13 protein-coding genes are annotated in these 16,447 nt (G+C 37.1%); 5 read left to right on the forward strand and 8 right to left on the reverse strand.

Annotated elements, in window-relative coordinates:
• Positions 1-2 precede the first annotated feature (2 nt).
• Positions 3-3,878, forward strand: a complete 3,876-nt coding sequence (locus ACSSV9_RS03980) for an AAA family ATPase (protein ID WP_437345935.1) — start codon at positions 3-5, stop codon at positions 3,876-3,878.
• Here the strand turns inward: ACSSV9_RS03980 and ACSSV9_RS03985 are convergent.
• On the reverse strand, positions 3,875-4,654 hold the full coding sequence (locus ACSSV9_RS03985; RefSeq protein ID WP_437345936.1) for an SDR family NAD(P)-dependent oxidoreductase: 780 nt from the start codon (positions 4,652-4,654) through the stop codon (positions 3,875-3,877). The two genes, ACSSV9_RS03980 and ACSSV9_RS03985, sit on opposite strands and share 4 nt — an antisense overlap.
• 58 nt (positions 4,655-4,712) lie before the next feature.
• Between ACSSV9_RS03985 and ACSSV9_RS03990 the strand changes: the two genes are divergently transcribed.
• Complete coding sequence (locus ACSSV9_RS03990) at positions 4,713-5,063, forward strand: cupin domain-containing protein (protein ID WP_437345937.1); 351 nt, start codon at positions 4,713-4,715, stop codon at positions 5,061-5,063.
• On the opposite strand, the gene ACSSV9_RS03995 is transcribed toward ACSSV9_RS03990, so the two are convergent.
• Genes ACSSV9_RS03995 through ACSSV9_RS04025 form a run of 7 tightly spaced genes read right to left on the reverse strand, consistent with a single transcriptional unit; the run spans position 5,064 to position 12,851 of the window.
• On the reverse strand, positions 5,064-5,609 hold the full coding sequence (locus ACSSV9_RS03995; protein WP_437345938.1) for a BMC domain-containing protein: 546 nt from the start codon (positions 5,607-5,609) through the stop codon (positions 5,064-5,066).
• A complete protein-coding gene (locus ACSSV9_RS04000; protein WP_437345939.1) occupies positions 5,609-6,931 on the reverse strand; it encodes a 4Fe-4S dicluster domain-containing protein in 1,323 nt (440 codons plus the stop codon). Before ACSSV9_RS04000 ends, ACSSV9_RS03995 begins: the two co-directional genes overlap by 1 nt.
• Positions 6,928-8,163: a PP2C family protein-serine/threonine phosphatase gene (locus ACSSV9_RS04005; protein WP_437345940.1), complete on the reverse strand. Its 1,236-nt coding sequence runs from the start codon at positions 8,161-8,163 to the stop codon at positions 6,928-6,930. Before ACSSV9_RS04005 ends, ACSSV9_RS04000 begins: the two co-directional genes overlap by 4 nt.
• Positions 8,163-9,431, reverse strand: coding sequence for a M64 family metallopeptidase (locus ACSSV9_RS04010; RefSeq protein ID WP_437345941.1), 1,269 nt, complete (start codon positions 9,429-9,431; stop codon positions 8,163-8,165). The genes ACSSV9_RS04005 and ACSSV9_RS04010 overlap by 1 nt, the downstream gene beginning before the upstream one ends.
• Before the next feature lie 4 nt (positions 9,432-9,435).
• Positions 9,436-10,014 (reverse strand): orotate phosphoribosyltransferase, encoded by a 579-nt coding sequence (gene pyrE / locus ACSSV9_RS04015; RefSeq protein ID WP_437345942.1) that lies wholly within the window; start codon positions 10,012-10,014, stop codon positions 9,436-9,438.
• Entirely contained in the window at positions 10,007-10,297 is a 291-nt protein-coding gene (locus ACSSV9_RS04020; protein WP_437345943.1) for a 4a-hydroxytetrahydrobiopterin dehydratase, read from the reverse strand. The genes pyrE and ACSSV9_RS04020 overlap by 8 nt, the downstream gene beginning before the upstream one ends.
• Positions 10,290-12,851, reverse strand: a complete 2,562-nt coding sequence (locus tag ACSSV9_RS04025; RefSeq protein WP_437345944.1) for an ATP-dependent Clp protease ATP-binding subunit — start codon at positions 12,849-12,851, stop codon at positions 10,290-10,292. Before ACSSV9_RS04025 ends, ACSSV9_RS04020 begins: the two co-directional genes overlap by 8 nt.
• Positions 12,852-13,044: 193 nt before the next feature.
• On the opposite strand from ACSSV9_RS04025, the gene floA reads away from it, so the two are divergent.
• From floA to ACSSV9_RS04040, 3 genes are read left to right on the forward strand one after another with little or no spacing between them, the layout of a single operon-like run.
• Positions 13,045-14,043 (forward strand): flotillin-like protein FloA, encoded by a 999-nt coding sequence (floA, locus tag ACSSV9_RS04030; RefSeq protein ID WP_437345945.1) that lies wholly within the window; start codon positions 13,045-13,047, stop codon positions 14,041-14,043.
• On the forward strand, positions 14,043-14,456 hold the full coding sequence (locus ACSSV9_RS04035) for a hypothetical protein (protein ID WP_437345946.1): 414 nt from the start codon (positions 14,043-14,045) through the stop codon (positions 14,454-14,456). Before floA ends, ACSSV9_RS04035 begins: the two co-directional genes overlap by 1 nt.
• Positions 14,456-16,441 (forward strand): ATP-dependent helicase, encoded by a 1,986-nt coding sequence (locus ACSSV9_RS04040; protein WP_437345947.1) that lies wholly within the window; start codon positions 14,456-14,458, stop codon positions 16,439-16,441. Before ACSSV9_RS04035 ends, ACSSV9_RS04040 begins: the two co-directional genes overlap by 1 nt.
• Positions 16,442-16,447: the final 6 nt, after the last annotated feature.

Raw genomic sequence — 16,447 nt, forward strand, 5'->3', positions numbered from 1 at the left:
CTATGATGAACGAAGATTTAAATAATCTTCAAACCGAAATATACGAACATTTGTGGAATGGCAGATATCGTTTAGCGCTTACTGCTGCAGAAAAATTATATTCACTTCGACCGAACGACCCTGAAGCGATTATATCGTTGGCGTGGGCGTATCTCGAAAATGGAAATCCGACTAAAGCTCTCGAATATGCGAATTTAGCCGTTGAACTTGATAGCGACTCTTCCCGAATTCGCTTTCACAGGGCTTATCTCCTTTCGCGTATGTGTATTTATGAAGGCGCCCTTGCCGATATCAACAAATCGATTGAAAACGAAGTAAATTTATTAAAATGGACGCTGATTACAAAAATACGAGCTTTGGCAGGTTTAAAAAAATATCGAGAAGCTCTCAATTTATTAACTAGTTCTCCCTTATTGACAGTTGAAGGAAACGAAAAGCTAAATGACTTGAAATTGCTTCTTCAACAGGCTATTCAAATCTCCGAAATAAATAAAAATCTTGGTAAAAAAGATTCCGAAAGATTACTGGGACTTGCTACCGACGCTTTGAATAAAAAAGAATACTGGTTTGCGTTGTTAGTATCAGAAAAGTTACTCCAGTATTCCGAGTATTACCGCGACGAAACCGAGCTACTCAATATCGAATCGATGTTTTATCTTTTTCAATATCTCCCAGCTTATCGTAAAGCTGAAGAGGTTAAAGTAAAATTTGCTCAGAACAAAAAGTTTAATTTTATCTATAATTCCCTGCTAAAATTTAGAGAGATGGAAACTGATGAAGAAGATAAATCGATCAGTCGAACTAAAGAAAGCAAATTTATTTTGCCTGATTTATCGAAAACAGACGAAAAGCCTTCTCAATTTAAAAGTAGCACCCTCCTTTATCCCAATGAGCATATTAAGTTGATCTCAATAAAAATTTTCGATCCGGAACGTGAATCAAAGACCAGAGCACGCGAATACTACAAACAAATCGACAAAAATAGCAGCTGGATTAGCGTGGAAGTAATTTTTGACAATCCTGAATTCAATAAAAACGACCGCGAATATAATTGCAAAATTATATCATACATCGACGATATAGAAGTTGGCACTGCAAACTTTAAATTGAACGTTCCAAAAGAATGGGACTCGGTTATATTCACTCAAAACATTGGTTCTGAATTACCAGGATTCTGGAAGAAAGGTCAGGGCAAATTAGAGTTATACGTAAATGAATTTAAGGTTGGTGAAAAATATTTCGGCATAAACGAATTTCGCATAAAAGAAAAAGACGAAAAACACGAAGAAAAAAGAATTCTAAAAACCAGAGATTCCCAAAATTACACCAGACCTCCTGACGATAAATCCCTCGAGGAGTTGCTTGGTGAACTCGATTCTTTTATAGGACTGAAAACAATCAAACAAACTGTTCGCGACTTTGTAACATATCTTGAATTCATTAAGGAAAGAAAAAAGTACGGATTAAAATCAGAAGAAAAGATAGCTATTAATGCCATTTTTCTTGGAAATCCAGGTACAGGTAAAACTACAATTGCTCGTTTGATCGGTAATATTTTAAAAGCAATGGGTATACTACCCTCTGGCCATGTCGTTGAAGTCGATCGAGCAGCACTGGTAGGACAGTATATAGGTGAGACGGCTCAAAAGACAGAAAAAGTTATACAAGATGCACTGGGCGGCGTTCTTTTTATCGACGAAGCATATACTCTTAGCAAAAAAAGTAGTAGCACTCAGGATTTCGGACAGGAAGCGATCGATATTTTATTGAAAAGAATGGAAGACAAAAAAGGGGAATTTGTTGTTATCGCAGCAGGATATCCAGACGAAATGAATAATTTCCTCGAATCTAATCCCGGACTTAAATCGAGATTCACACATACTTTTATTTTTGAAGACTATACACCTGATGAACTTGTTGATATTTTCAAAAAATCTGCTAAATCTGAAGATTACAGACTTGACAAAGATGCTGAAGATTACCTTAAAAAAGAACTTATTAATCTTTACAGAAAGAGGGATAAATCGTTCGGCAATGCGCGACTTATTAAAAAAATTCTGGATGAATCAAAACTAAACTTAAGCAAAAGAATATTATCGTTACCCGATTCTGCTAGAAGCAAAGAAATATTGACCACTATAACAAAGAGCGACCTCGAAAATGTATTTAAACCGGTAGCAGGTAAAACATATAAAACACCTATTAATGAAGAGCTTTTAGCTGAAGCTCTTAATGAATTGGATAATCTTGTAGGACTTGCAGGTGTTAAGAAAGAAATAAATGAGCTGGTCAAACTTGCTCGTTTCTTCGCTGAGGAAGGTGAAAATTTAACCGAAAAATTTTCTGACCATTATCTGTTTTTAGGTAATCCCGGCACAGGTAAAACCACAGTTGCGCGTTTATTCAGTAAAATATTTTCAGCCCTCGGCATTTTGAGTAAAGGTCATCTGGTAGAAACGGATCGGCAGGGATTGGTAGCAGGTTATGTAGGACAAACTGCCGAAAAGACCAAAGCAGTTATCGATAAGTCCATCGGCGGAACTTTATTTATCGACGAAGCATACTCATTGACAAAAACGGGCGGAGGCAATTCCGATTTCGGTAGAGAAGCTATCGATATCCTTTTAAAAAGAATGGAAGACGACCGAGGCAAATTTATTGTGATTGCTGCCGGTTATACCGAGGAGATGAAACAATTTATCTACAGCAATCCCGGTCTCGAATCACGATTTACTAAATCAATTGTCTTTGAAGACTACACTCCTGATGAAATGATGGAAATCATTAAACGTGCTCTTTCGAATGAAAATAAAAAACTTGCTTCAGATGCCGAAGAAGCTCTTTTAAGTTATTTTAAAGAACTATATGTACATCGCGATAAAAAATTCGGCAACGCACGTATAGTTCGGAATCTACTCGAAAGATTAAAAAAGAAACTTTTACTAAGAATTGCAGACCTCGATTCGAAAGATCGCACGGAAGATATTATGAATACTATAATTCTGGAAGATATAAATGAAGTTACTGGAATTACATATAACGCCAGTGAATACAGAGTTAAAGGTGATCCCCTGAAACTTCAAGAATATATGGATGAACTCAATTCACTTGTTGGTCTCGAAAAAGTAAAAGAAGGGATACTGAAATTAATAAGCGGTTCAAAAATTGCACAACTTAAACGTGAAAAGGGTCTCCATGTTATTGAAAAAAATATGAATGCAATTTTTATCGGCAACGACGGAACGGGAAAAACCACAGTGGCAAAATTGCTCGGCAATATATTACGTGAACTCGGTATTCTTTCAAAAGGACACCTAATTAAAGTTGAACGAGCAGACCTTGTTAGAAATTTTCAGGATTCAACTCAATTGCGAGCTGAGGAATTAATTAAAGATTCACTCGGTGGTATATTAATGATTGATAATTTCTCGAAGCTCTTTACCGAAGATTTTGGCAAAGAAGCTTTCGATGCAATTCTTAAAGGAATAAATTTTCATAAGAATAAGTTCGTTGTAATATTGGCGGATAATTTTGACGATGCAACTTCTGTCATAGAGAAAAATCCCAATTTATCCGACTATTTTGCACAGGTGCTCTATTTCGAAGATTATACTCCACGACAACTTTTAACGATAGCATATTACATCGCAGATAAACATGGTTACTCGCTCGACGAGGGAGCACTTCAAATGTTGCTTGAAATTTTCAACGATCTTTATGAAAAACGAGACGTCAATTTTAGAAATGCTATGACAGCACGAAACGTTCTTTATTCAGCAATCAGCAATCAAGAGAACAGGATCGCATCTTTAATTAATCCATCCGACGACGACCTCAAAACCATCAGACTCGAAGACGTACAAAAAATCAGATTCTAATTTTTCACATAAATTGAGCGGGCAATTTTTTCCGCAATTGATAAAGATAATTTAACAGGAATTATTCTCCCGGCAGTAGCTAATATTTTATTAATTATACCATCAAGAACAGTCGGCTTTTTACCCAAAGATTTCATTGCAGTTCTTACAACTTCGTCGGCTCCTCTTTGAATAAATCCTCCACTGGAGCCGGCAACTTGATGAAACTCTGTTTTAGTAGAACCAGGATTTATAACAAGAATATCGATCCCCTCTTTTTTTAATTCGCTGTAGAGAGTCAATCCAAATGTCAAATCGAACGATTTTGTAGCCGAGTAAACTGACATATACGGTGTAGGTTGATAAGCTACCAGACTTCCTAAAAATATTATGGCGCCTCTTTTTTTCTTCAACATTTTATCAAGCGCAATGTGAGTCAAGTAAACAGGTGCAGTGCAATTCAAATTAATCATTTCTATATATGTACCAATATCGTTTTTCATAAAATTGCCCGCCTTTCCGAAACCAGCATTATTTATTAAAATACCGATATCCCGTACTTCAATTTCTTTTTTAACAATTTCTAAATTTTCAGGTACGCTCAGGTCTAGATCGAGTGTAATTATCTCCGTACCGTACTGATCTCTTAAATGTTTTGCGAGTTTTTCCTTACTTCTACGTGATATCAAAATTAAATTCATTTTTTCTTTTGCAAGATAAAATGCGAATTCTTTTCCTATTCCAGAAGAAGCACCTGTTACAATTGCCCATTTGCCGTATTTATCTGAGAGGTTCATATTTTATTGATATTTTTATATTTAAATTATATAATTAAAGTGAGATTTAGGAGATATTATGAAAATAATTAATATAAAAGAAATGGAAGATCGCCTGATTGAAATGGCAGGCGCATATAAAGTACACAAACAAATTCCAATTTCTTCGGCCGACGGCACACCAGCATATTCGATGCGTGTTTTTACACTTGAACCAAGCGGATATACTCCCTACCATAGCCACGATTATGAACAGTTGAATTATGTAATTGAAGGATACGGTGTTCTGGTGGATAAGGAAGGGCACGAGCACACATTAAAAGAGGGCGACTTTGCGCTGGTACTTCCAAATGAATACCACCAATACAAAAACATCTCAGAGAATACAAATTTTGTCTTCATTTGTGTAGTACCAAAACAATACGAGTAATCATATCATCTCACTAAGTAATTCTTTGCGTGGTCTGGGAATAACAACTTTATTGACGAGCAATCCTCTATCAGCTATTACCTTTGCACCTGCATCGACTGCACTCTGAACTGCGGCAACTTCGCCCGTTAAAGTACAAAATGCTTTTCCACCGAGTGCCATGGCAAGTCGAATTTCAATCAGTTTTACGCTTGCGGCTTTAACTGCTGCATCGGCTCCTTCAATTAAAGATGCAACTGAGAACGATTCAATAATTCCGAGTGCTTCAAGCATTTCAACATTAGAATGCCCGGCCAGTGCAGGGAAAATATCTTTATGAACATTCGGTATAACAAATGTATCAATTATTCCGAAAGATAATTGATTGACTGCGTTTTCTACAGCGGTTTCAACTTCTGCTACCTCTCCACCAATAAGTACCATATACTTTCCCGAGCAAATTGTGCGTGATAATATCAATTCTACGTTCGAAGTTTTTAGCATTATATCTGCAGCTTGCATCCCCGCTGCAATACTCGTCATTTCAACTAATCCCAGTGAGTTCATTATATTCCCTTTTCAATTATTATAAAATTATCTGTAATTTCTTTTATCACACCATCAATCGAAGCATGAATCTTTGCCCCAACTTTATCGGGTTCGATATCGGCAATCAGTTCACCTCTGGTTACTTCTTGGTTTAATTTAACTACTGGTCTAGCAGCCTGACCTGCATGTTGCTTAAGTAATAATTTTACACGTTTGGGAGTATATTTAATTTCTTCAAATGGTGTCGGTCTGTCATAATCTGTAAGTTGTAGTTTTTTCATTAACATTTTAAGAGGCACTCTTCTGCCTTCTTTCATAGGATGAACTTTGACTTCTTTTGTTTGATTATATCTGATGCCATTTTTTCTTAAATATTCTTTCCCCTGATTGCAAGCTTCACGAGGATAGAGATCTTCAGGGCAAGCGTAAAGCGAGCAGAGCCCGCACGAACAACACAGGTCGGCATATTGATTCCAAACACTTTCTCCTGTTGTTGTGAAAGCCAGAGAACGCATTACTTTATGAGGTTGAACGTCGTATCCCAGAAAATAACGGGGGCAGAATTCAGTGCAGTAACTACATTGATCGCAGGCAGATTTTCCGATTCTGTTCATATCGTGAATTGGGCGTTCCATCCTTTTTATCAAATAATGATTTTGGGGAAGTATAATTATTCCCGCTGTTGTTTTGGTTACCGGCTCATCTAAGTCAAATGTTAACTTTCCCATCAAAATTCCACTGACAAAAATACCGTAATCATCCAGCGTTGTTCCGCCAGCAAGTTCTATCAATTCTTTGAAACTCGTTCCTACCGGTACGAAAAAAGATTTCGGATTTTTTACAGCACCCGTTACAGAAAGGAATTTAAGTGTAACTGGAATATCTTCTACCGCATTTGATATGTTATATAGAGTTTCAACATTATTGACCAGACAGCCCACATCTAAAGGTAAGCCATGCGGAGGAATTAATCTGTTTGTTGCTGCATAAACGAGTTCGTATTCATCACCGGAAGGATAAAAATCGCCCAGGAGAGAAAGATTTATCGTTGGGTCTTTAATCGAATCGGCAATCGAGTCAATAGCTTTTTTATTTTTTTCTTTTATGCCAATAAAAGTTTTTTTTGCTTCGACATGTTTTGCAAGCTGCTCAATTCCTTCTATAATTTTTTCGGGGAAATGAACCATTAGTTCGTAATCTTTGTGAATTAACGGTTCGCATTCAGCACCGTTAGCCAATAAAAATTCTACTCTGGATCTTGCCTTTATGTGGGAAGGGAAACCTCCGCCACCAGCCCCAACCACTCCCGCGTTAAAAATTTTTTCTACTAAATCCATCATTCATTCCTTTTTATTACAACGATGGTTTTATCGTCCTGATACTTGCTTTCACCTGTAGAAAATTTTGTTACATCATCAAGAATTGCATAGGCTACATCTCTTGCAGTAAGATTCGAGTTCTTTTTGATTATACCTGATAGTCTCGATTCTCCATAAAATTCGTATTTATTGTTGGCTGCTTCCGTAACACCGTCTGTATAAATAACAAGCAGGTCATTTTTGTCGAAATTAATACTATCGGTTTCATATTTAGAATTGGGAGCTGGACCGAGCAGCGGACCTGTCGGAGATAATTTAATAAATGAATTCGTGCTCTTTTTGTAGAATAAAGGAGGATTATGCCCTGCATTGGAATAAAGACAAAGTCCTTTTTTGTCGACGGACAATTCGCAATAAAAGAGCGAGACGAATTTATCGTCGCTGAATATTTTATTGACAAGTTGATTTAGTCTGTACATCATCGGCGAAATTTTTACCTGAAAAGTGGAAGCCATTCGAACTGCACCGGAAATATACATTGCTTCGGCTGCAGCTGCAAGCCCCTTCGAAGCTGCGTCACCCACAACTATGCCAAGCCTCTCTTCGTCTTCACCAATTTTTAAATAATCATAGAAATCACCGGCTACTATTTCCGCGGGAATTGTAACTCCAAATATTTCATAAAAATGAAAATTGTATTGATGCTCCGGAAGAATACTCCTTTGTAACTCTTTTGCTTTGTCGATGTCTTTTATCAGATTTTTCCTGATTGCTGTAAGATATCTTTCACGTAATTTTGAAGTTAATACGGTGGCCAGCGCATTTAATGTGTCGCGTAATTCTACACCAATCTGTTCACTGTTAACAGCGAGCAGATATTCGTAATACTTTTTACCATTCACATTAATTTTCTTACCGACACCCGAAGCGGAATACCTAAAAATTCCTTTCGAAAGCAAAGTCATGTCGGTTTCATCTGCTAAGATTGTGCGTTCCTGTGCAATCTTTTCCAGAATCGGATTTTCTGCTATCGATAGCATATAATTTTCGGGGATCTTGGTCAAATTTCCGATTTGCAATACCAATTTATAAGCAGCCGACGAGGCATCGAGTTTCCAGAGTCTTCCGCCGTTTAAGTTAAATTGTTCTTTACTTACTATCTCTTCGAGAACATATTTAAGCAGTTCGGTATCTGTTTTAAAATTTCCCGAAGCAATTGTGTCAAAAGTCTTTATTAGTTTTTTCTGATCCATTATTCAGAATAAAAATTAATTACTTTAATAATTGCTTTTCGGCACACTTCATTAAATTCACTTGAACTGAACGACCTCATCAAACTGTTGAGTGTAGGCCTGTAGACTCCTTTTGAAACATAACCCCCACCCTCAAACACACCAATTTTGTTGGCGTAGATTGAATCGTTAGGTGTCGGAACAGGTGTATTTTCGTCGATTAATGATTTCCATTTGGAATCAAAATTTACAAGTGTCGTAATATTTGGTTCCCACGGCTCAATGGCAAGATTATAAAATTCATTATACGTTGTAGTGTCTGCATACTCGTCGGCAAGTCCTGCTAATCCGTGACCAAATTCATGTACAAAAATCAATTTAGACAATCGATTGTCGGAAGCTGTAACGTTATAAAAATTATAAATTGCCCCGCCGCCATATTTGCTCGTATTGACTAAAATAAATATCTGATCGTATGGAGCATTTGATGCAACGTCTCTTACACTGTAATAATCTTCAGTCATTAAATATCGCTCACTATCAAAGGTATAAAATCTGGAATTAACAAGAGTATTTTTCCAGATATTTTCTGCAGGAATATCAGTGCCGGTTTCTTCTGAAGGGGCTTCAATTCCCCAAATGTTGATTTTTTCTCTTGATTCAGAAAATGGTGAGAATTCAAAAAGATATTCGGCAAATCGATCACAATCATTATGAAATTTTTCCATTTCCTCTTTCGTGTAGCCTTCGGGGACGATCACTATATCAAGTTTTTTGTGATGATCTCCGCTATAATGGACTTTGAAAGCTTCATATTTTTTCGATTGCTCTTTAATTATAAAATAATTATTCGGATCGATTGTATAAGTAAATTTATTTACGAACTTACCATTTCGGTCCCTCTTATCGATTTCGATTCTAACCTTTGACTTAGGATATGGAAAGGTCACAGAGCACGTGAATGTTTTGACGACAGTATCGGCTTCGTCAGTGGTTTGCCATTCTTGAAACAAGGTTGAAAAGCCTCGTGAATAGATCAATTTGTTGGAGTGTAAATCATAAACTTTGAAGAAATAATTTCCATAAAAAAACGTATCAATTAAGTTGACGTCTGAACCACCCCAATACTTCTCTTCAATTAATCTGTTAATTGAAATTATCTCATTATTTTTATCGCCTGTTTCATAAAAATCAATTCGTAATGTTTTATCCAGAAAATATTTGTTGAATTCCACTTGAGGATATAGTGATACATAGAATACAAAAATGAAAAAAGTAATTTTTCTCATATTATTATTTAATTTTTCTGGAACCTGGTTTTACGAGAGGTATTTTATTTTCATTACAAAGTGGGCAATCCTCAGGAAGATAAGATTTAACCTCAAGTTGTAATGTACTGAATTGAGGTACACCAAAGTTAACTTGATTGTTACTCCTGTCTACTATAAAGCCAACTCCAGCTACGATGCCGCCTCCTTTTCTAACAATTTCCATTACCTCGAAAACAGAACCTCCGGTTGTAACCACGTCTTCGCATACCAGGTATCTCTTACCTGCTTCAATGTTGAAGCCTCTTCTGAGTGTGAGAGATTTCTCCTCGCGTTCGGCAAATATCGATTTCTTATTCAATTGCCTCGCAACTTCCTGCCCTACAACAATTCCGCCGATTGCCGGTGAAATTACGATATCGATTTCGTAATCTTTAAAAAAATCTGCAATCATTCCAGAGATTAATGAATTGTATTCTGGATATTGAAGTACAAGTGCGCATTGAAAATATTGATTGCTATGTCTACCAGAAGTCAATAAGAAATGACCTTCGAGGAGAGCTTCTGTTTTCAAAAAAATATCGAGAATTTCCTTTTTATCCATGAGATTGCAGTAGATTTATTGAATTTGCAAGTTTAAAGTCATTTTCAGTAATGCCGTTAACGCTGTGGGTTTGTAATGTCACTTCTACATTATTCCATCCGTATATTCTGATGTCGGGATGGTGGTCAATTTTTTCGGCTTCGATGGCAATCTTAACAACGAAAGCAACTGCATCTGAGAATGAATCGAGTTTGAAATTACGTATCAACTTATTATTATTAAAAGACCACCCTTCTATAGAGGGCAGTCTTTCGAAAATTGCTTTCTCGTCGAGTTTATTCATTAATAGTGTTTTCTTGTTCGCTGTTTTCTTCTTGTTTATCCGGATTTTTTATATCATCGTCTGCTTTGTCCTGAATTTCTTCATTTTCTTCAGATGATTTTTTTTCGGGTACAAAATAAAGTTCATCGGTATTCTTTTTATGTTTTACAATAATCTTATCGCCTTCTTTGAAATGGCCTAATAGTAATTCTTCTGCCAGCGGATCTTCGATATACTTTTGAATAGCTCGTTTCAAAGGTCTTGCACCGTATTTAGGATCGTACCCTTTTTCGGAAAGAAATTCAATTGCAGATTTGTGCAATTCGATATCCATCTTGTTTTCCTGGATATTTTTAACCAGGTCTTTCATTTCGATGTTGATAATTTGTTTGATGTCTTCTTTATCGAGACTTCTAAAGACAATGGTCTCATCAATCCTGTTTAGAAATTCGGGATTGAAGAGTTTCTTCATTGCATCTTCAACAGTATTTTTTAATTTGGTATAAGCATCGGTTTCTGAAACATCGCCAAAACCAAATCCGCCGGTAACTTTAATATCTTTCGTACCAACATTTGAAGTCATAATGATTATTGTATTTTTAAAGTCGACTCTTCGGCCGAGACTGTCGGTCAAGACTCCATCGTCAAGAACTTGCAAAAGAATATTAAAGACGTCAGGATGAGCTTTTTCAATTTCGTCGAAAAGTACAACGGAATACGGTTTCCTTCTGACGCGTTCGGTTAATTGACCGCCTTCTTCGTATCCAACATATCCAGGAGGAGCCCCGACCAATCTGGATACGGAGAATTTTTCCATATACTCGCTCATATCAATTCTTATAAGGGCATCTTCAGTATCGAAAAGGTAACGAGCAAGTTCTTTAGCTAATTCAGTTTTACCAACGCCTGTTGGTCCTAGGAAAATAAATGTACCGATCGGTCTATTAGCACTTTTAAGTCCTGCTCTGGTCCTGCGAATTGCTTTGGCAAGTTTTGAAACGGCTTCGTCCTGCCCTACAATTCTTTGTTTTAGAGCTTCTTCCATCTTAAGAAGTTTTACGCTTTCAGCTTGTGCAACTCTTGTAGTTGGAATGCCGGTCATCATCGATACAACAGTTGCAATATCTTCTTCCGTAACGTCGTAAATCATATCCTGAGTTTTAGCTTCCCATTCTCGTTTAGCAATTTCAAGGTCGGACTGCAACTGGCGTTCTTTATCTCGTAATCGAGCTGCCTCTTCGTAATCCTGCTGCTTGACCACTTGAATTTTCTGTAATTTTACTTTTTCAATTTCTTCTTCAAGTCGCAAAATTTCTTCGGAAACAGTGAAATTACCCATATGAACACGCGACCCTGCCTCGTCAATTACATCGATGGCTTTATCAGGTAAGTGTCTGTCTGTTATATAACGTTCACTGAGACGTACTGCAGCTTCGATAGCTTCGCGTGAATAACGTACGTGATGATGTTCTTCGTATTTGAATTTGATGTTTTCAAGAATTTCAATTGTCTCTTCAGGTGAAGGCGGATCGACCATAACTTTCTGGAATCTTCTGTCGAGAGCACCGTCGGTTTCAATATATTTCCTGTACTCGTCAAGAGTTGTAGCGCCGATGCATTGAATATCGCCGCGTGCCAGTGCAGGCTTGAACATATTCGAAGCATCAAGCGATCCGGAGGCACCACCTGCGCCAACTATCGTATGTAATTCGTCGATAAATAAAATTACGTCGTCGGCTTTTTCTAGTTCGTTCATTAAGGCTTTCATTCTTTCTTCGAACTGACCGCGGTATTTTGTACCGGCTACTAATCCAGCCAGATCGAGTGTAACAACGCGTTTGTCCTGGAGTATGCGAGGTACTTTTCTTTGAACGATACGAAGAGCTAATCCCTCGGCAATAGCTGTTTTTCCGACTCCTGGTTCGCCGATCAGAACCGGATTATTCTTTTTCCTTCTGCTCAATATCTGCGCAACTCGCTCAATTTCTTTTTCTCTACCGATAACCGGATCCAGCTTGTCTTCAAGAGCAAGTTTTGTTAAATCCCTGCCGAAATTGTCTAAAACAGGTGTCTTGGTCTTTTCAACTTTCTTTGCTGTAAAAGGTTGTGCAAATGAAGTAGGAGTTTTATGAGTTTCTTTGCTCGAAAGTATGTTATTCAATTCCGCTCTTACATTGTCGTAATTAACATTGAATTGATGCAAAATTTGTGTAGCAATATTGTCTTCGTCTCTCAGAAGTGAAAGAAGAATATGTTCTGTCCCAATTACGTCGGATTTATAAATCTTGGATTCAATCTGCGTAATTTTCAAAACTTTTTCGGCTTGCTTGGTAAGCGGAATATTGCCAATTGTCAGGGTACCACCCGATGTTCTTACTGTATCTTCGATTGCTTTTTTTAATTTAACCAGATCTACGCCAAGGTTTCTCAATATTTTAACAGCTACACCCTCTCCTTCACGAATAATGCCCAGAAGCAGGTGTTCCGTACCGATGTAATCATGACCCAGTCTAAGTGCTTCTTCTCGACTTAATCGAATTACTTCCTGTACCCTTTCAGAAAAATTTCCTTCCATAGATATCCTCTCTTTTTCTTTCAGTCTTAAACACTAAATCGTCTCAAATGGTTTCTTAAATATAAATATTGAAAATTCACTTAGCAAGGTAATACAAATTATTCTTTTTTAATTACGATTTCACCCAGCATGAATTGTAATAGTCGGATTGAATTTATATTTTGTAAGGGGATTAAAATAATTTGGAGTAAAAATGGAAGCTTTAACGGGGGTATCAATAATTATAATTATAGCGATTGTTCTTTTCCTTATGGTATTTTTCTATTTCGTTCCTATCGGACTTTACATAACTGCATATTTTTCGGGTGTTAAAGTAAAGATTTTCAGGGATTTGATTGGAATGCGATTAAGGAAAGTTTCTCCGCAGGTAATCATCAGGAACCTTATATCGGCTACAAAAGCGGGAATTGACCTCGATATATCACTTCTTGAAGCTCATTATTTAGCAGGTGGAAATGTTACTAAAGTTGTAAATGCACTGATTTCGGCAAACAAGGCAAATCTTGACCTCGGTTTTGAAAAAGCCGCTGCAATCGACCTGGCAGGAAGAGACGTTCTCGAAGCAGTGAAAATGTCGGTAAATCCGAAAGTAATTGAAACCCCTCTTGTAGCAGCAGTTGCCAAAGATGGAATTCAATTGAAGGCTATAGCCAGAATAACCGTAAGAACGAATCTCGAACGACTTGTAGGCGGAGCTGGCGAAGCTACAATTTTAGCACGTGTAGGAGAAGGGATAGTTTCTACTATCGGTTCCAGTAATTCTCACAAAGAAGTTCTGGAAAATCCCGATAGTATTTCGAAAGTAGTTCTTTCCAAAGGACTCGATGCAGGCACTGCATTTGAAATTTTGTCAATCGATATTGCCGATGTTGATGTTGGTACTAATATTGGCGCAATTTTACAGGCAGACCAGGCGGAAGCCGATTTGAAAGTTGCTCGCGCAAAAGCCGAAGAAAGACGTGCAGCTGCAGTTGCTCTTGAGCAGGAAATGACAGCCGAAGTTGCACGTATGCGTGCTAAGGTTGTCGAAGCAGAAGCAGAAATTCCAAAGGCAATAGCCGATGCTTTCAGAAAAGGCAATCTCGGCGTGCTTGACTATTACAACATAAAAAATATTCAAGCTGACACGGAAATGAGAGCTTCGATTGCCAAACCAGAAGAAAGCAAAGATAAAAATAAAGACCAATCATAATGGACAGCTTATTTGAAATATTGATTGTGCTTTTTCTCATTTATTCACTTGTCAGTTCGATATTTGCTGCAAGGAAAAAAGAGGAAAATTCAAGTACGGGAGGAGAAAGTTCTTCTTCCCCCGATTTATTTGAGGATTTATTTGGCACAAAAATGCCAAAGAAAACTCAAAATGAGAATACCTTTTCCTGGAATCCCGAAGAAGAGTTTATTAATATCAAAAAATCTGAAAGTACAATCCAGAAAGAAACTATAGCTAAATCTCCAGTAAAAAAATTAAGTAAACCATATCAGGAAAAAACTACTAAAACTAAGGCAGATTCAATTCGTAAAAAAATGAAGGATCCCAAAACAATACGAGAACTCATTTTGATATCCGAAATTCTGAATAAACCGAAAGCTTTCCGGAAATAATGGCTAAAAAATACATACTTAAGAGAATTAATAAACAGGATGTTACCGACGAATCCCGATTTAGTATTAATTACCGAGAAGAATTAAATCCTTCTCAATACGAAGCAGTTGCAGCTGTTGAAGGCAACTATCTTGTTATTGCAGGCGCCGGTAGCGGTAAAACCCGTACACTTGTCTATCGTGTGGCTCGACTTACAGAATTGGGCTATGATCCATCATCCATACTACTTTTGACCTTTACACGCAAAGCTGCAAAGGAGATGCTCGACAGAGCTGCTATGCTCCTCGATAATCGATGCTCGAAAGTAAACGGTGGCACCTTCCATTCTTTTGCAAATATTACACTTCGTAAATATGCTAAAGCAGTTAATCTGGACAACCAATTTACCATACTCGATCAGGGCGACAGCGAAGACGTAATAAATTTAATCAGAAGCGAACTCAATCCAACCAAAGACAAAAAGAGATTCCCGAATAAACAGACTATTTATAAAATTCTCAGTCTTTCTGTCAACACAGGCAAATCAATCGAAAAATTGATTGAAGAGGAATATCCTCATTTCCTCGAATATACCGATAAATTTATCGATATTAAAAAAGTCTACGATTCCTATAAAAGACAAAATAATCTCCTCGATTACGACGATTTATTGATTTATCTGAAAAACTTTTTGTTCGATTTAAGTCCCGCTGCAAAATCATTCCTCAATACAATTAAGTTCGTTATGGTTGACGAATACCAGGATACGAATCATTTACAGGCAGAGATAATAAAGGGACTCGGTCAGGTTAACGAAAATATTATGGTTGTTGGTGACGATTCTCAATCGATTTATTCATTTCGCGGTGCCACGTTCAAAAATATAATGGAATTTCCAAAACTGTTTAAAGATGTAAAAATTATCACACTTGAAGAAAACTATCGCAGCACACAGGAAATTCTCGACTTTTCAAATTACATCATAGAACATGCAATTGAAAAATATCCGAAACATCTTTACAGCAGAAAAAGTGGCGGTGAGTTACCCGGAATAATTTGTGCTGCAAATGAAAATATGCAATCTCGATTTATCATAGAAAAAATTCTTGAATTACGCGAAGAAAATGTACCATTAAATGATATGGCGGTTTTGTTCCGTTCTTCGTATCATTCATTCGACCTTGAAATTGAATTGAACAAAGCTAATATCCCATACGTAAAATTTGGTGGTATGAAGTTCATTGAAGCAGCTCACATTAAAGACCTGCTTGCATTTTTAAGGATTGCTTCTAATCCACTTGATTTCGTAAGCTGGTATCGAGTTCTCCTTCTACATGAAGGTATCGGTCCCAAAAAAGCAAGGGAAATAATGGATAAACTTGCAAAAGGAATTCTGACAATCAAAATTAATCCTGATAAAACTTTGAGCGCAAGCTATAATGACAAGATTTATAATCTTTTCAGTGTTTTGCACGAAATTCACACGAAAAATATTCTGCCAGCCGACAAAGCTGAAATAGCCATGAAATACTATCATAATTTATTTATCGAAAAATATGACGACTGGAACAAACGGAAAAAAGACCTGGATATATTCATAAATATTGCTGAGAACTACAGGAGTCTTGAAAGTTTTTTGACCGACATGGCGCTTGAGCCGCCTCAGGATTCAGTAGTCGATATTGAAGCAACGGATAAAGAAAAAGAAATTCTTACTTTATCAACCATCCATTCGGCCAAGGGACTTGAATGGCATACAGTCTTTATAATTCACGCAGCAGATGGATTTTTCCCATCAACGCAGTCGTTCGACAAGCTCGAATCTCTGGAAGAAGAACGAAGGCTGATGTATGTGGCTTCAACACGTGCCAAACAAAATTTATTTGTTTGTTATCCTATGAATATATTCGATCGATTTCAAGGAATAACATTTGCAAAGCCTTCCAGATTTATCGACGGTGTGGGAGAAAATCTTGCCGTTCAATGGCTGATAGAAGAGGAATAATTTTTT

Origin of the sequence: Melioribacter sulfuriphilus (genome assembly GCF_051488685.1) — a bacterium.
In the GTDB taxonomy this organism is placed as follows: domain Bacteria; phylum Bacteroidota; class Ignavibacteria; order Ignavibacteriales; family Melioribacteraceae; genus Melioribacter.

What these genes read in the sequence shown, in the direction of transcription:
- ACSSV9_RS03980 (WP_437345935.1), top strand. Translation starts at nt 3, where the DNA reads ATGATGAACGAAGATTTAAATAATCTTCAAACCGAAATATACGAACAT.
- ACSSV9_RS03985 (WP_437345936.1), bottom strand. Translation starts at nt 4,654, where the DNA reads ATGAACCTCTCAGATAAATACGGCAAATGGGCAATTGTAACAGGTGCT.
- ACSSV9_RS03990 (WP_437345937.1), top strand. Translation starts at nt 4,713, where the DNA reads ATGAAAATAATTAATATAAAAGAAATGGAAGATCGCCTGATTGAAATG.
- ACSSV9_RS03995 (WP_437345938.1), bottom strand. Translation starts at nt 5,609, where the DNA reads ATGAACTCACTGGGATTAGTTGAAATGACGAGTATTGCAGCGGGGATG.
- ACSSV9_RS04000 (WP_437345939.1), bottom strand. Translation starts at nt 6,931, where the DNA reads ATGATGGATTTAGTAGAAAAAATTTTTAACGCGGGAGTGGTTGGGGCT.
- ACSSV9_RS04005 (WP_437345940.1), bottom strand. Translation starts at nt 8,163, where the DNA reads ATGGATCAGAAAAAACTAATAAAGACTTTTGACACAATTGCTTCGGGA.
- ACSSV9_RS04010 (WP_437345941.1), bottom strand. Translation starts at nt 9,431, where the DNA reads ATGAGAAAAATTACTTTTTTCATTTTTGTATTCTATGTATCACTATAT.
- pyrE (WP_437345942.1), bottom strand. Translation starts at nt 10,014, where the DNA reads ATGGATAAAAAGGAAATTCTCGATATTTTTTTGAAAACAGAAGCTCTC.
- ACSSV9_RS04020 (WP_437345943.1), bottom strand. Translation starts at nt 10,297, where the DNA reads ATGAATAAACTCGACGAGAAAGCAATTTTCGAAAGACTGCCCTCTATA.
- ACSSV9_RS04025 (WP_437345944.1), bottom strand. Translation starts at nt 12,851, where the DNA reads ATGGAAGGAAATTTTTCTGAAAGGGTACAGGAAGTAATTCGATTAAGT.
- floA (WP_437345945.1), top strand. Translation starts at nt 13,045, where the DNA reads ATGGAAGCTTTAACGGGGGTATCAATAATTATAATTATAGCGATTGTT.
- ACSSV9_RS04035 (WP_437345946.1), top strand. Translation starts at nt 14,043, where the DNA reads ATGGACAGCTTATTTGAAATATTGATTGTGCTTTTTCTCATTTATTCA.
- ACSSV9_RS04040 (WP_437345947.1), top strand. Translation starts at nt 14,456, where the DNA reads ATGGCTAAAAAATACATACTTAAGAGAATTAATAAACAGGATGTTACC.